Source organism: Microcystis sp. LE19-8.1F (assembly GCF_027531715.1).
GTDB classification, from domain to species: domain Bacteria; phylum Cyanobacteriota; class Cyanobacteriia; order Cyanobacteriales; family Microcystaceae; genus Microcystis; species Microcystis wesenbergii_A.
Map to the genome: position 1 here is coordinate 25,009 of NZ_JAPZSO010000006.1, position 13,438 is coordinate 38,446.

Genomic DNA, 13,438 nt, shown 5'->3' on the forward strand with positions numbered 1-13,438 from the left:
GCTTATTCATCGATATTTTTGAGCAAAGATGATCCAGTTGGCAAAAAAGTTATCATAGAATCGATCGAGAGCCAAAATAACTTCGATCAAAAGCTGCGTAAATTCTGTATTTTCTCTGGAAGTCTTAGATATAGCCTTTAGAATTTTGATCGTAGCGGTAGGCTAATTCAGATCAATTAAACTTCTTCCTCACTCCCGACTTTGTTAGTATCATGAACCCTAACTCTGGCCGTAAACGTTTATTATCCCTGATATCTGCTGTTTCTTGTAGTTCCCTGTTGATTTTATCCCCTCTAGCCCAGAGAGCGCAAGCAGACGATATTACGGATGCCTTAGAAGCGGTAATTGAATATACTGCTCAATTACATCAGATCAATTTTAAGTATTTGTTAAGCGATGGCCCGATAACCACTCCCTGCGGTGTAATTTCCCTAGCGGCTTTCTGCACCCTAGATAATACAGTCTACGTCAATCTCCAGCAAGTTACTCGCATTAGTGATAATCCCCTATTTCCCCTTTACGCCGTCGCTCACGAGGCCGCTCACGCTGTTCAGTGGAATCGGGGTATCGGTGGCATCGATGAAGGGGGAATGAGCATCGGCATTGAATTACAGGCCGATTGTCTTGCGGGAGATACCCTTTCCTGGTTATTTACCGAAGCGAGAGGTTTATCCAAACAGGATTATATACTAGCGGGAAAACTTCTAGCGGAAGCGGCCTCGGAAGTGGGCGATTTTGAAGCTCCTAATCGCTCCCACGGCACACCCCAACAGCGAGGTGATTCGGTCCTGCAAGGATTCTACGGGGAAAATCATCAAGCCTGTATGCGTTAGCTAACACTCAAGGCTGTATTTCCCCTAGAATGCCTAAAAAAGCTTAAAAAACTACTGTAACCCTAACCAAGATAACAGACCTTGGCCAGTGAGATACTCAATCAACAGGGTGATCACAAAACCAATCATAGCGGCCCTACCGTTGAGGCGCTCGGCATAGTCATTAAAGCCAAATTTGGGATCTTCTAATTTGGGGGTTTGAGTCGGTTGTGGTTCAGTCATAATCTTTACAGGCTGTTTACATTTCTTTACTATTCTAGCGGAGTTAGAAGTTAGGTTGTAACTAATTTCTAACTCCTCTCTATTTGCCCTAATCTCGACCGTTAAGAGCGATTAAAAGGCGCAGAATAAAGATAAATAGGTTGATATAGGTCAAATACATCGATAAAGCAGCGCTGAGATACTGCTCATCTCTGTAGGTACGGGGCAAGATGTAAAAGTCCACCACTGCCGAGCCGGCAAACAAGAAAACCCCGATGCCGGAAATAGCGATTTCTAACCAGGTGGGAGTAACGCCACCAAAGATAGAGAAAATTAGCTGACCAATGAGAACAATAAAAAGAGCGAGAATACCGATGCTCACGGTTTGAGTCAGGGCTAAACCATCTTTTTCTGACAGATTCGAGCCGATATTGCGTCCCAACACAAAAGCGATGCCGCAACCGAGGGCAGCAATTGCCACTCCTCGCAAACCGACACCGGAAGTACCTAAGGCCACATAGACGATTCCACTGAGAGTATAGCCAGAAAGAAGGCTATAGAGAGTCAGGAGGGGCAGAGCAGTGCTTTTATTGCCTCTTTCCGCAGTATTACGCGCGACAAAAAATAAAATAATCTCGGCAACCAGGGCGACAAAGAAAGTCGGGAAGAAAATCTGGGGATAGGATTGGAGCACACCTAAACCGCCATAGGTTCCCACCGCAGTCAAAATTAGACCGCCACCGAGATAGGGCAGGGCCTTGGGGATAACATTAGGGCCGATAAGAGCTTGGCTTTTGGCAGTGCGTAAAGCTTGACGAAAATTACTGGTATTACTCATGGTGACTAGGTTCGAGATACTTGTCTCAATCAATCTTGTTAAACAAAAACTATTCTTGATTAGTTCGTCAAGAATGGCGAATCGGAGGGAAGAAAAAAAAGTAACTTTCTCCCCAGCATCGATTCCCTCTTGATTGTAACGAAAAGACTAGGGATCGAGCTAAGTAGGTAGGTGTTAAAAATCCTCAGATACCCCCCCTTGACCGCTCAAGTCACCGTCAACAGAAGCCCGATTCAAGGCGATAATGTCCCGTCAACTGGATATTTCCTGTTTTTATTAATTACAATCCTCAGAGTATCCCCTGACCTAAAGCCAAACCTGTCACCAACATTCCTAACACTAGAAAAGGCTGGGCGCTGGCTTGATATTTGACATCATTTTTGAGCGGATCCCGCAGAAAATACATATCTTGGAAAGTGATCTGAGGGATAATTAGTAACAGTAAAATAGCGGCATAAAGATTCTGATGAATACTAATCAGATAACCCGCAATTCCCGCTTGAAAAACATCGATCATAATCACACAAATCCAAGCGGCAGTGGTAATTCCAAACATAACTGGCAAGGATTTTAAGCCTAATTTTTCGTCACCCTCCACACTTTTAAAGTCGTTAACTACAGCAATGCCTAAACCCGCCAGACTATAGATGAGAGTTAGGATCATAATTGTCCCATTTAACTGACCAAAAAGGGCGTGACCAGCCCACCAAGGTAATGCTATATAACTAGCACCGAGGGCATAATTTCCCAGCCAACCATTTTGTTTTAATTTTAAGGGTGGTGCTGAATAAATATAGGCGATAAAAGAACCAAATAGGGTTAAACAGAGCATGATCGGGAAATCATGACCGGCCCAGCGATCGAGAAGATAAGATATTCCTAATCCACCCACTAATAAAACCAAAATCTGGCCGACCACTTGCGGAATAGAAATTGCCCCCGAAGGAATCGGACGATAGGGTTCATTAATTGCATCGATTTCTCGATCATAAAAATCATTTAAAGTTTGGGTATAACCAGTCATCAACGGACCGGAAAGTAACATACAGGCGGCCGCTTTTAAGACATCTTCTAAAGACCAAGTATAATTCCCCGATGAAGCCGCCCCACAGACAACCCCCCAAATTAGAGGAATCCAAGTGATCGGCTTCATCAATTGTAAGCGGATTTTCCAGAGGGAAGTTTCTGCCGATGAGGCTCCTTTCATGCCCAATAATTGGCGAGTTTTTGCGCCTCGATTATCCTTGTTTTCTATCTCGGTGTTCGACATAATCCCTTAAAAAGAAATAATTAAGTAACCGTCTTGGAATTTCGCCCCTTTTACCGCTCGTCCGGTTAGCGGCGGTGGTACATCAATATTACGCCGTTGATCCCCAGCTTCGATGGTTAATTCTGGACCCGATTGCGTCAGTTTTACCTGTTTTTTCTCGAATCCGGGTAAATAAACCTTGACCTGAGCGGCTGCCGTATCGATTATTAACGGTTTGGGCGGCTGCACCGTGAGAAAATTGGGTAACTCGGCGATTAATTCCTGCCAATCTTCTCCTTGACGGTCGGGTAAAATCGCCGCCGGCAGCGGGGCAAAATCCTCCGTAGCACTCTGACAGCGATTAAAAATCACTCCCCCCACATTTAAACCGATTTGCTGCGCCGCACCCCAAAGATATTTGCCATCTGCGATCGCAATTGGATCATCATTGGTGACTAGATAGGCTAAAACTCGCCGAGGATTAGCTAAAGCCGAGCGCCCCTCGTCTAAAATGTTATTATCGGCCTTCTGCCCTAAACCGTCGGGATTAAAGGAGAAATTCAGGACGGCAGCGGCGATCGGTTGGAAAAAGGGAGAAAGGGTGCGACCGATCTCGGAATCACTAAAAACCTGCCGAAAACGCCGTAAATACCAGCCACCCACCTCTGGAATCCCCAACATTCTCAGACTGTTGATATCTCCGCTGCCGTCGTAGATGATGACATCGTAATTTCCGCTTTTATCCTGTTCGCGCAGGAAATTTAAAGCTAGAGCTTGATCCATACCGGGTAAAATGCCCAACTCTTGACCATAAACATTTTTCAAGGTGGGAGAACGCAAATACTGCTTTTCTAATTCCTTGACTTCTTCCCAACTTTTTTCTAGTAACTGGGTACTACTAAGCTGGATAACCGAGAGATTAGGGGCAATTTCCGTAATGGAGGAGCTAGGGGAGGCCTTGAGGAGTAATCCCCAAGCGGGGCTAGGATCCTGACCGATCAAGAGAACTTTTGACCCCAGACCAGCCATTTTTCTTGCCGAAGCGATCGCTATTGTACTGCGACCGCTGCCCCCCTTGCCCAAAAAGGTCAAAATTAAGGACATAATTAATTCCTAAGCGTTGTATTTAGATGAGTTTGAGTTCATCCTCAAAAAACCAAGTAGCGGTCTTATCATCGAACTGGACAACAGCACCAACACCGCTGCCATCGGTCATCTTAAAATTTTTGATGACACCCACTTTACCCAATTTACCCGCTACATCCGAGTTAACGCGGTCTCTTAAGCGACAGACCTTGACTTTTTGCCCGATTTCCATTACTTCCACAGTTTTAATAAGACGATAATTCAATAAACCAATCCTAAGTTTAATATAAATTCGTGTCAGATAAACCCCCCAATGCTCTTCAGTTATCGGTCTTTCTCAGATCATCTGCACTTAGCGATCATATATACTAAGTAGTTGGACAAAATCAACTTCTTGGTTAGGATAGGCAAGAGGCAAAAGGCAATAGGTAAGCCCCCCCGATGTCGGGGGGGTTGGGGGGGTAAGAGGTAGTTAGATATGTGTAATCAATTGTGTCTAGCTACTCAAAAAAGGGGTTTTATTTGGTTTCTGGGGCAGGATTTTGGAGATTTTCTATTTGTTCTCTTTGCTTGCGTTTAAACTCCTCGGCCGCTTCGTTGATATTATTGAGGGTGTCTTCCTGAAATTCCGCTCCGTCCCGGCTACGGCGAAAATTACTATTATGAATCAAGTCTAGAGGATTAAAACCACCGAGACCATCCCTGCCATCGGAACTACGTTCATTTTTTTGATAATCCGGCTGACTGGGGTTCAAGCTTTGAGCTAACACTTGCGGATTAAAATCAGCCCCGACTAATAAAATAGTAGCTAGGAATAAAGACGATTTGAGCAACATTTTTTGAGTATTCATAATCTGACTAACTCCTCAGAAAATTAAGTGGGTAGGTGTTAAAAGTTGTCAGCCCCCCCCTTATCAAGGGGGGACTAAGGGGGGATCGGCATCCCCCTTATCAAGGGGGGCAGGGGGGATCAGAGGCAAAATCTATCTTCAATTTAATTATAACTACTTACTTATCTAGTTTTTGGTGGTGAGAAAGTTGTAGGCTTTTCAGTGAACAGTAAACTGATAACTGGTAACTGGTAACTGATAACTGATAACTGATAACTGATAACTGATTTAAGCAAAACGACGACGAAGTAAGGGCTGAATTGCTAAAAGGATTAGCAGATCAAAAGCTAAGAGCAGGCCTAAAACTGTCAAGAAATTGAGGTCAAGCCAAGGGGTTTGTAAGACTATGCTATCAAAAGACCAGTGCTGATTGAAATAAATATAACGGATCGGTTCGATCGCATAGGTAAGAGGGTTGAGACTAGCGATTACTTGTAACCAATCTGCCATAAAGTTTAAGGGAGCGAGGGCGGTACTGGCAAATAAAAGCGGTAAATTGGTGACGAAAATGACGGCGATTAATTCGATATGTCCGGGCAGAGCAAAGGTTAAACTGAGACTTAAGGCAGTCATCCCCAAAACTATTAGGAAAACAATCAAAGCGATCGCACCTAATCCCGTTAAACTGGGCAATCCTGCCCCTAAAAAGGCACTAGCGGCCACGATCGAGGCGGTTTGGATGAAACTGAGGGCGATAATATAGATGGTAGAAGCGGCCACGATCGAGTAACGAGTGGTTAAAGGTGCCACCAAGAGACGGTTAAGGAAGCCAAATTCTCGATCGAACATTACCGGCAAACCAGCATTGAGGGCCCCAGAAAAAGCGGTAAAGACAATCACCCCGGGGGCGAGAAATTTAGCATAACTGAGATCGTTGCCGAATAGACCCTGGGGAGCCTTATAAAACAATGCCCCAAATAAAATCAGCCACATAAATGGCTGAATTACCCCCGCGATTAGGGTTGAAGGACGACGTTGTAATTGGATGAACAGACGTTTAGTCATGGCCAGAGTTTCTTGCAGAAATTCCCCTAGCACATTTCCCCCATCGTCCACCGTTGCTGCTCTAGTGGGATTGGGGGCTAAACTAGCTTTTAAGGAAGAAGGTGTGATGGTTTGGCTCATGAAATATTTACCTCTAATGCAGTCTCAACGAGTAATTTGGATAGTCAACAGTTTATAAGTGATCAGATGGCTCTCTTGGGGTTCCGGTGATCGGCAAATCCTCTCGAAAAAAAGGCTGACACCCTACCACTTCTCCAATATACAAGGGGCGCAAGCCCTGGTGGAGAGGAATGTAAATATTTATTAAATTGTAGCTTTTGATACAATGCGGGGGGGGGAAGTGTGTATGCTCTCCTTGAGCATTTGCTTGTCATTGTTTTGGGTTGCCCTATTGCTTAACCCGAATCGAAATGTCACGCACTCAAACCATTTACCATTAACCCTTTTTTTTTGATGAAATTACAACTCGGCATTCTATCCGGGGTTGCCCTGGCTACTCTGGCAACGGCTAGTGCGGCACAAGCTGCAAGCGTGACTGTCAATAATTTTTCCTTCGAGACACCATCAAACCCTAATTTTTCACCAGTTATTACCGGTTGGACTGTGAGTAGTGGCAACGCGGGGGTTCAGCCATTCAATGCGACTCAATTTCCAAGCGGAGTACCCGACGGTTCGCAGGCGGCTCTTATTGCTTTCAATGGTGGATCGATCCGTCAAGATGTAGCCGCCACTTATCAAGCCGGAACTCGATACACGCTCAATTTATTCGCGGGTATTCGTCTAGATGAACCGGGCAACTTGACCTTGCCGAACAGTACAATTTCGCTTCGCCGGAGTGATAATAATACGGTTTTGTCGAGTTTTACATTTAATCAGAGTTCCTTTTCGTCAAGAGGAGTATTCTTATCGTTCAACACTTCTTATCTGGCGGGGATTGCCGATCAGGGTGCGGGAATTCGCATCTCTATTGACCGTCCGAATAATGGGGGGACACAATTAGTTTTCGATAACGTTACACTTAATGCGACTCCTGTCCCCGAACCCACGAGTGTTCTTGGTTTTATCACCCTGGGCGGTTTAATGCTAGGGGGTGCTGTGGGCAAAGCGAGAAAATAATGCCCAAGGGAGAGGAGACGCGGGTTTCCTCTCTCTTTTTTGAGGGGTTTCATGGGAAGATCGCTATGGTGCAATCCCGATCATAATGAAACGAGACTCGATATTTTACCGGCTTTTTCAACAATCTCCCTCCCTTCTCTTCGATTTACTGGAAAACCCGCCAGATAATGCCACCGAATACCGCTTTGACTCCGTAGCCGTCAAAGAACCCAAATTTGAGATCGATGGCGTATTCCTGCCACCCGATAATGATAGTAGCGGGGTGATCTATTTTTGCGAAGTGCAATTTCAAAAAGACGAACGACTCTATGAAAGGGTATTTGGCGAATCATTTTTGTATTTTTATCGTCAGCGAGAACGATTTACCGATTGGCAAATTGTTGTCATCTATCCCACCCGTAGCCTAGAACAAAGTAACACCCATCCCTACCGGGCGCTGCTCAATTGTAATCAGGTGCATCGAATTTATCTGAACGAATTAGGGGAAATTCAGCAGTTACCCCTAGGGGTTGCCTTGATGGTACTCACTACTGTGGAAGAAACCCAAGCACCAGAAAAAGCCCGCTATTTACTGGCACGAACCCAAGAGCAAATTGCAGATACAGAAGCCAGTCGCGCCATAATAGAAATGATTGCCACAATTATGGTGTATAAATTTACTAACTTGAGTCGGCAGGAGGTTGACGCGATGCTAGGACTACAATTGGCAGATACAAGGGTATATCGTGAAGCCAAGGAAGAAGGACGACTGGAAGGACGACTGGAAGGGGAATCTGCCCTGATTTTACGTCTGTTGCAACGTCGCTTTGGTGCAGTGGATGAGGTATTGGCTGCCCGAATTCAGGCTTTAGAAATCGAGCAATTAGAGTCCCTGGCTGAGGCTTTGTTGGATTTTACAACCTTAAACGACCTAGTGCTTTGGCTAAATCGCCCCTCGCAACCGCTTAACTAAACTTAGTCAAACCTAAGCCACCTGAAAGGGTGAGTTGGGAAATTTTGATGGCCAAATATCCATCCCTGACGATGGGTGACAAGGGCAATTCTCGTCGGAGGGTAGATAAAAGTTTATGCGGATGGCGAGACTCGAACTCGCAAGGCGTAAGCCACACGCCCCTCAAACGTGCGTGTCTACCAGTTCCACCACATCCGCTTGATTTTAGCTTAATCACTATAGCACAGAAAAAAAATAATCTGCAAGCAAATTTTAAAAATTACTGCCGCACAACTTTCGCGCCACCTGAGTTAGCACGGATAAACCTTTTAGGGAACCTTGAATCAAATGGAAGGCCGGGATGGGACGGATTAACATTTTTCGAGCTAGGGGCAATGGTAGCAGCTGACCTTGATTATCAATTGCCGGGGCTAAATCGGGTAAATCCTGTGTCACCTCGTCGCTAATCACGCGCACAATTGCCACTTTTTGCCCCGATAAAGCCGCTAAAATCCTTGCTCCTTCCATATCTACCACTTCATAGCCCCCCTGTCCTAAACGTCGTTTTTCCTCGGATCGGCTAATCAGGCGATCGCTGGTTAAACCTTTAACAAGACTATATCCAGTTAATTGTGCGATTTCTGCGGTTATTTCCGGTTCGCACTGCCAATAATTCCCCTTTTCCGCGCCACAACCTTGACAGATTACCCCATCTCCGACTCGATAGCGATCGCTAAGACTGCCCGCTAATCCCATAAGCACAATTTTTCCCGTGAACTTATTAAGAAATTCTAGAGATTGCCTAGAGACTGGGGAACTGTCGAGGAATTCTGGAGCGCCAAGGTTAATCGGGATAATTTGCGGGGCTAAATCGCCGATTTTCCTTAATCCTCGGCGGATTGAGCTATGCTCGGCCCCCCGGGGAACGAGAATAATATCTTCAGGTGTGAGCATGAAATTTTTGAGAAAGTTTCCTAATTAGTCCAGTGAGATGTTATAAACAATAATAGTGAACTAATTAGGAATAATTCTTAAGTAAATAGCCCTGCCACTGACTGGGCGATTGTCTTTCTCACCATGAAAAAGTCTGTAATTCTGCGTTTATCCGAGGTTAACAAGCGTTTTCCCGCTTCTCCTACTCTAGCTGTCGATAATATCAGTTTTAGTTTAACAGAGGGCGAAATTCTCGGATTATTGGGCCCGTCGGGTTGCGGTAAAACCACTCTACTGCGGATGATTGCGGGATTTGAAAAACCATCTCAAGGAGTGATTGAATTGGGAGGGCGAATAGTTGCCGACGAAAAAACCTTTATTCCCCCAGAAAAACGCAATACGGGCATGGTTTTTCAGGATTACGCTCTTTTTCCCCATTTAACCATCGCCGAAAATATCGCCTTTGGGTTAAAAAACTCTGGGGAGAAATTATCGAGCAGAGCTATTAACGCTAGGGTGGCGGAAACTTTGGATTTAGTCGGACTGCAAGGACTAGAAAAACGTTATCCCCATCAGCTATCGGGAGGACAACAGCAAAGAGTCGCCCTCGCCCGCGCTTTAGCCCCAAAACCCTCTTTAATCCTCTTAGATGAACCTTTAAGTAATCTCGATGTGCAGGTCCGGCAACGCTTACGACACGAGATCCGTCATATCCTGAAAGCGACTGGTATCTCGGCCATTTTTGTCACCCACGACCGGGAGGAAGCAATGGTGATCAGTGACACAATTGCGGTCATTTGTCAAGGAAAATTAGAACAAATTAACAATCCCGAAGAAATTTATAGTCATCCGGCCTCGCGATTCGTGGCCGAGTTTGTCACCCAAGCTAACTTTCTCCCCGCTAGACGGAAGGGGGAACAATGGCAAACCGAGATAGGAGTCTGGGAAATTGCCGATGGTCAAGATTTGGACAAAGGGGAATTGATGCTGAGAGAGGAAGATGTCAAAATTAACCCGGATGAGACGGGAGATCTAGTTATTTGCGATCGCCAATTTTTGGGGCGGGAATACCGTTATTGTCTGCTAACGGCCACCGGCAGCCAAATCCACGCTAGAACAACGATTAACACCCAATTAGACATCGGTACAAAGGTAAAACTATCAATTATTCCCGATAGCGTCCGTGTATTTGCCGACTGATAAATCACATCTGACTTGAAAGTGGGTGTAGGGTGTGGGGTGTAGGGTGTAGGGTGTGGGGAGATTTTTTTTAGTAAAAAGGCAGCTCCGAGCTTATCGCTTAATACTATTGACTGATAACTTACCCACTGATAACTTACCCACTGATAACTGATAACTGATAACTGATAACTGATGCAAGGCTGATGGCTAATATTGATATCGATCGCGATTTAGGACTAGGGTGGCATTTTTAGCGACAAAATCAATAATTTTTTTGGCCACATCCACACCGGTGGCCGCTTCTATTCCTTCTAAACCGGGAGAGGAATTGACCTCAATAACCACAGGCCCGTGATTGGACCGCAATAAGTCCACACCCGCAACCCTTAAACCCATGGCTTTAGTGGCCCGTATAGCTGTACTGCGTTCCTCTGGGGTTAATTTTATTTTTTCTGCTTTGCCACCGCGGTGAAGATTAGAACGAAAATCCCCTTCGGCCCCCTGTCGTTTCATCGAGGCTACCACTTTTCCATCGATGACAAAACAGCGCAGATCTGCCCCACTGGCCTCTTTAATATACTCTTGTACTAGAATATTAGCCTCTAATTGCCGAAAAGCTTCAATAACTGACTTGGCTGCTTGATCGGTTTCCGCTAAAACTACCCCAATACCTTGGGTTCCTTCTAATAATTTAATCACGAGAGGGGTGCCGCCGACGGTTTCGATTAAACCATCGATATCTTGAGTTGCGTGGGCAATTCCCGTCACCGGTAAACCTATCCCTTCCCGAGCGAGGATTTGCAGACAACGCAATTTATCCCGCGACCGGGAAATTGCTTGCGAGTCGTTGGCAGTAAAAACATTCATCACCTCGAATTGTCGGACGACTGCGGTTCCATAGAAGGTTTTTGAGGCGGCAATACGGGGAATAATTGCGTCGAAACTCTCCAAGGGTTTACCGTTATAGACAACCGTGGGTTTATGGGAGGTGATGTTCATGTAACAGCGCAAATAATTGATCACTCGTACCTCATGTCCTTGGGCTTCTCCCGCTTCTTTCAGTCGCTTAGTCGAGTAAAGAGAAGCATCTTGCGATAAAATAGCGATTTTCATAAATTGTTCGCTTAAATATTGCTTTTAAAACTGAATAGCTCCTTATTCCCCCATATTGGCTTTTTTGGCCGGCAACTCATAAAATTTCTGCTCTCGATCGAAGTCCATCGATTATTATGGCGCTGACAGTTCCCTTTGAACAGTTGGGTTAGGTAAAAAGCAAAAAAGATCAAGCTTAAGACTAGATTGGTTTTTGTCGTCAGGCTAAGTTTAAGTTATAGTTTTTAAGTATTTAATTGACTAACAAAGACTAGAGAAGGAGCGAAGGTAAAAGATGTCAATTAATAAATACAATTTTGTTAGGGTTTTACTCCTAGTCATGAGCGATCGGTTAGAATGATAAGGTGAGCAATGACAATAATTAAGTAGCTGGTTATAATTAAATTTAAAATGGATTTTAGGTTCGATCCCCCCTGCCCCCCTTGATAAGGTAGGGTTGATTCATGAATCAACCCTACCCTTGATAACGGGGGTGTCTGATAATTTTTAACGCCTACCTACTTATGACTTTACTAGCGAAATCTTTAGAGGAACTGACCGACTGGGTAAAAGACCAGGGACAACCCGCTTATCGGGGTAAACAATTACACCAATGGCTATACGAAAAAGGGGTGCATTCTTTGGCGGATATTTCCGTATTCCCCCAAGAATGGCGCAGCAAGATGGCAGATTATCCTATCGGTCGTTCCCTTATACATTATCGCACTGTAGCACCCGATCGCACTCGTAAATATCTGCTAAAACTGGCCGATGGTTTAATCATCGAAGCGGTGGGAATTCCTAGTGAAAAAAGATTGACAGTCTGTGTTTCTTCCCAAGTGGGTTGCCCGATGGCCTGTGATTTTTGTGCCACGGGAAAAGGGGGTTTTACTCGTAATTTAAAAGCACATGAAATCGTTGACCAAGTATTAACAGTACAGGAGGATTTTCAACAGCGAGTTAGTCATGTGGTATTTATGGGTATGGGGGAACCTTTATTAAATATCCCCGAAGTGGTGACAGCGATTCATTCCCTGAATCAAGATGTGGGTATCGGTCAGCGTTGTTTAACGATTTCTACCGTGGGATTACCCCATAAAATCAAGCAACTAGCCGAACATAATTTACAAGTAACTTTTGCTGTTAGTCTCCATGCTTCTAATCAACAAGTTCGATCTAAATTAATCCCCAGTGCCGACCATTATCCCCTAAGTAATCTGATCCAAGACTGTCAGGAATACGTTCAAATCACGGGACGAAGGGTGACATTTGAATACATTCTTTTAGCGGGAGTGAATGATTTACCCGAACACGCAGGGGAATTAGTAAAACTGGTGAAAGGGTTTCAATCCCACGTCAATCTCATCCCCTATAATCCTATTCAAGAGGTAGATTATCAACGGCCTGATGAAAAGAGAATTAAGGCTTTTAAAACTATTTTAGAACAGGAAAAAGTCGCCGTTACTGTCCGTTATTCCAGAGGTTTAGCGGCCGATGCGGCCTGTGGACAATTGCGATCGAGCGTCATGGTACAATAAACGACCGTAAATCGGCCATTAACTAGGGTTGGCTGAATAAATCTAAAAACGTTGTTGGGTAAAACTTTTAGACTTTTGGGAAATCCAAAAGTGCCAGCCATTGGAGGGATCGGGGGGAAAATTCAGGGGAAAAGTACCTTAAAATAAAACCCTACACCCTACACCCTACACCCTACACCCCACACCCTGGCCCCACGAGAAACTTTTTGCCGCAAACCCTAACTAGATTGCTAGTCTCCCTGCTAGGCTAAACTAGAGAACTATAACATCAATGTAGGAGCCATTTCGATGCAAAGTCTCTCTAGTGCCAAAGAAAATCGCCTTTTTGTCTATGAAGTCGTCGGTTTAAGTCAAAATGACAATACTGATAACCTAGATTATTCTATCCGTAAGAGTGGCAGTGTCTTTTTAACCGTTCCCTATAGCCGCATGAATCAAGAAATGCGTCGGATTACCCGTTTAGGCGCTCGCATCGTCAGCATTAAACCCTTAAACGCAGCCGAGGTCTAGTAGTTCATAAAATAATCATCGCTAATATCTGTCC

General features: G+C 44.8%; 15 protein-coding genes and 1 tRNA gene. 6 read left to right on the plus strand and 10 right to left on the minus strand.

Translation table 11 applies throughout. The features are described from left to right. The first annotated feature begins 212 nt into the window (after positions 1-212). Entirely contained in the window at positions 213-833 is a 621-nt protein-coding gene (locus tag O9334_RS00805) for a neutral zinc metallopeptidase (protein WP_045361422.1), read from the plus strand. Between the two features lie 51 nt (positions 834-884). On the opposite strand, the gene O9334_RS00810 is transcribed toward O9334_RS00805, so the two are convergent. The 7 genes from O9334_RS00810 to O9334_RS00840 form a co-directional block, all read right to left on the minus strand. Continuing rightward, positions 885-1,055 (minus strand): CAB/ELIP/HLIP family chlorophyll-binding protein, encoded by a 171-nt coding sequence (locus O9334_RS00810; RefSeq protein WP_002742489.1) that lies wholly within the window; start codon positions 1,053-1,055, stop codon positions 885-887. A gap of 88 nt (positions 1,056-1,143) precedes the next feature. Next, on the minus strand, positions 1,144-1,872 hold the full coding sequence (locus tag O9334_RS00815) for a Bax inhibitor-1/YccA family protein (protein ID WP_190380019.1): 729 nt from the start codon (positions 1,870-1,872) through the stop codon (positions 1,144-1,146). A gap of 289 nt (positions 1,873-2,161) precedes the next feature. Further along, on the minus strand, positions 2,162-3,142 hold the full coding sequence (chlG, locus tag O9334_RS00820; RefSeq protein ID WP_045361424.1) for a chlorophyll synthase ChlG: 981 nt from the start codon (positions 3,140-3,142) through the stop codon (positions 2,162-2,164). A gap of 6 nt (positions 3,143-3,148) precedes the next feature. Further along, the gene (locus O9334_RS00825) at positions 3,149-4,225 is read right to left on the minus strand and encodes a Get3/ArsA fold putative tail anchor-mediating ATPase NosAFP (protein WP_287998513.1); all 1,077 of its coding nucleotides are present in this window, start codon (positions 4,223-4,225) and stop codon (positions 3,149-3,151) included. A 22-nt stretch (positions 4,226-4,247) separates the two neighbouring features. After that, entirely contained in the window at positions 4,248-4,439 is a 192-nt protein-coding gene (petP, locus tag O9334_RS00830; RefSeq protein WP_002742483.1) for a cytochrome b6f subunit PetP, read from the minus strand. A 286-nt stretch (positions 4,440-4,725) separates the two neighbouring features. After that, a complete protein-coding gene (locus O9334_RS00835) occupies positions 4,726-5,058 on the minus strand; it encodes a hypothetical protein (RefSeq protein ID WP_045361427.1) in 333 nt (110 codons plus the stop codon). Positions 5,059-5,325: 267 nt separating this feature from the next. Then, a complete protein-coding gene (locus O9334_RS00840) occupies positions 5,326-6,222 on the minus strand; it encodes an ABC transporter permease (RefSeq protein ID WP_045361429.1) in 897 nt (298 codons plus the stop codon). Positions 6,223-6,555: 333 nt separating this feature from the next. Here O9334_RS00840 and O9334_RS00845 point away from each other — a divergent pair, with 333 nt between their 5' ends. Together O9334_RS00845 and O9334_RS00850 are read left to right on the plus strand one after the other, a co-directional pair. After that, a complete protein-coding gene (locus tag O9334_RS00845) occupies positions 6,556-7,218 on the plus strand; it encodes a PEP-CTERM sorting domain-containing protein (RefSeq protein ID WP_190380022.1) in 663 nt (220 codons plus the stop codon). Positions 7,219-7,303: 85 nt separating this feature from the next. Then, positions 7,304-8,170 (plus strand): Rpn family recombination-promoting nuclease/putative transposase, encoded by an 867-nt coding sequence (locus O9334_RS00850; RefSeq protein ID WP_287998518.1) that lies wholly within the window; start codon positions 7,304-7,306, stop codon positions 8,168-8,170. 116 nt (positions 8,171-8,286) lie between these two features. Here O9334_RS00850 and O9334_RS00855 read toward each other — a convergent pair. Together O9334_RS00855 and O9334_RS00860 are read right to left on the minus strand one after the other, a co-directional pair. Next, a tRNA-Leu gene (locus O9334_RS00855) sits at positions 8,287-8,368 on the minus strand. Between the two features lie 54 nt (positions 8,369-8,422). Then, positions 8,423-9,103 carry a nucleoside phosphorylase-I family protein gene (locus O9334_RS00860; RefSeq protein WP_287998519.1) on the minus strand — a complete coding sequence of 227 codons (681 nt, stop codon included), beginning with the start codon at positions 9,101-9,103 and terminating at the stop codon, positions 8,423-8,425. Between the two features lie 123 nt (positions 9,104-9,226). On the opposite strand from O9334_RS00860, the gene O9334_RS00865 reads away from it, so the two are divergent. After that, positions 9,227-10,282 (plus strand): ABC transporter ATP-binding protein, encoded by a 1,056-nt coding sequence (locus O9334_RS00865; RefSeq protein ID WP_045361433.1) that lies wholly within the window; start codon positions 9,227-9,229, stop codon positions 10,280-10,282. Between the two features lie 189 nt (positions 10,283-10,471). On the opposite strand, the gene rimK is transcribed toward O9334_RS00865, so the two are convergent. Beyond that, positions 10,472-11,377 (minus strand): 30S ribosomal protein S6--L-glutamate ligase, encoded by a 906-nt coding sequence (gene rimK, locus O9334_RS00870; protein WP_002776181.1) that lies wholly within the window; start codon positions 11,375-11,377, stop codon positions 10,472-10,474. A 503-nt stretch (positions 11,378-11,880) separates the two neighbouring features. Here rimK and rlmN point away from each other — a divergent pair. Next, a complete protein-coding gene (gene rlmN, locus O9334_RS00875) occupies positions 11,881-12,894 on the plus strand; it encodes a dual-specificity RNA methyltransferase RlmN (RefSeq protein ID WP_045361434.1) in 1,014 nt (337 codons plus the stop codon). A 288-nt stretch (positions 12,895-13,182) separates the two neighbouring features. Next, the gene (cpcD, locus tag O9334_RS00880) at positions 13,183-13,404 is read left to right on the plus strand and encodes a rod-capping linker protein CpcD (protein WP_045361435.1); all 222 of its coding nucleotides are present in this window, start codon (positions 13,183-13,185) and stop codon (positions 13,402-13,404) included. The last annotated feature ends 34 nt before the right edge of the window (positions 13,405-13,438 follow it).

Excerpts from the sequence above, each read along its gene's own strand:
- O9334_RS00805 (WP_045361422.1), top strand. The coding sequence starts at position 213 with ATGAACCCTAACTCTGGCCGTAAACGTTTATTATCCCTGATATCTGCT.
- O9334_RS00835 (WP_045361427.1), bottom strand. The coding sequence starts at position 5,058 with ATGAATACTCAAAAAATGTTGCTCAAATCGTCTTTATTCCTAGCTACT.
- O9334_RS00810 (WP_002742489.1), bottom strand. The coding sequence starts at position 1,055 with ATGACTGAACCACAACCGACTCAAACCCCCAAATTAGAAGATCCCAAA.
- O9334_RS00815 (WP_190380019.1), bottom strand. The coding sequence starts at position 1,872 with ATGAGTAATACCAGTAATTTTCGTCAAGCTTTACGCACTGCCAAAAGC.
- cpcD (WP_045361435.1), top strand. The coding sequence starts at position 13,183 with ATGCAAAGTCTCTCTAGTGCCAAAGAAAATCGCCTTTTTGTCTATGAA.
- O9334_RS00840 (WP_045361429.1), bottom strand. The coding sequence starts at position 6,222 with ATGAGCCAAACCATCACACCTTCTTCCTTAAAAGCTAGTTTAGCCCCC.
- O9334_RS00865 (WP_045361433.1), top strand. The coding sequence starts at position 9,227 with ATGAAAAAGTCTGTAATTCTGCGTTTATCCGAGGTTAACAAGCGTTTT.
- chlG (WP_045361424.1), bottom strand. The coding sequence starts at position 3,142 with ATGTCGAACACCGAGATAGAAAACAAGGATAATCGAGGCGCAAAAACT.
- petP (WP_002742483.1), bottom strand. The coding sequence starts at position 4,439 with ATGGAAATCGGGCAAAAAGTCAAGGTCTGTCGCTTAAGAGACCGCGTT.
- rimK (WP_002776181.1), bottom strand. The coding sequence starts at position 11,377 with ATGAAAATCGCTATTTTATCGCAAGATGCTTCTCTTTACTCGACTAAG.
- O9334_RS00860 (WP_287998519.1), bottom strand. The coding sequence starts at position 9,103 with ATGCTCACACCTGAAGATATTATTCTCGTTCCCCGGGGGGCCGAGCAT.
- O9334_RS00845 (WP_190380022.1), top strand. The coding sequence starts at position 6,556 with ATGAAATTACAACTCGGCATTCTATCCGGGGTTGCCCTGGCTACTCTG.
- O9334_RS00825 (WP_287998513.1), bottom strand. The coding sequence starts at position 4,225 with ATGTCCTTAATTTTGACCTTTTTGGGCAAGGGGGGCAGCGGTCGCAGT.
- rlmN (WP_045361434.1), top strand. The coding sequence starts at position 11,881 with ATGACTTTACTAGCGAAATCTTTAGAGGAACTGACCGACTGGGTAAAA.
- O9334_RS00850 (WP_287998518.1), top strand. The coding sequence starts at position 7,304 with ATGAAACGAGACTCGATATTTTACCGGCTTTTTCAACAATCTCCCTCC.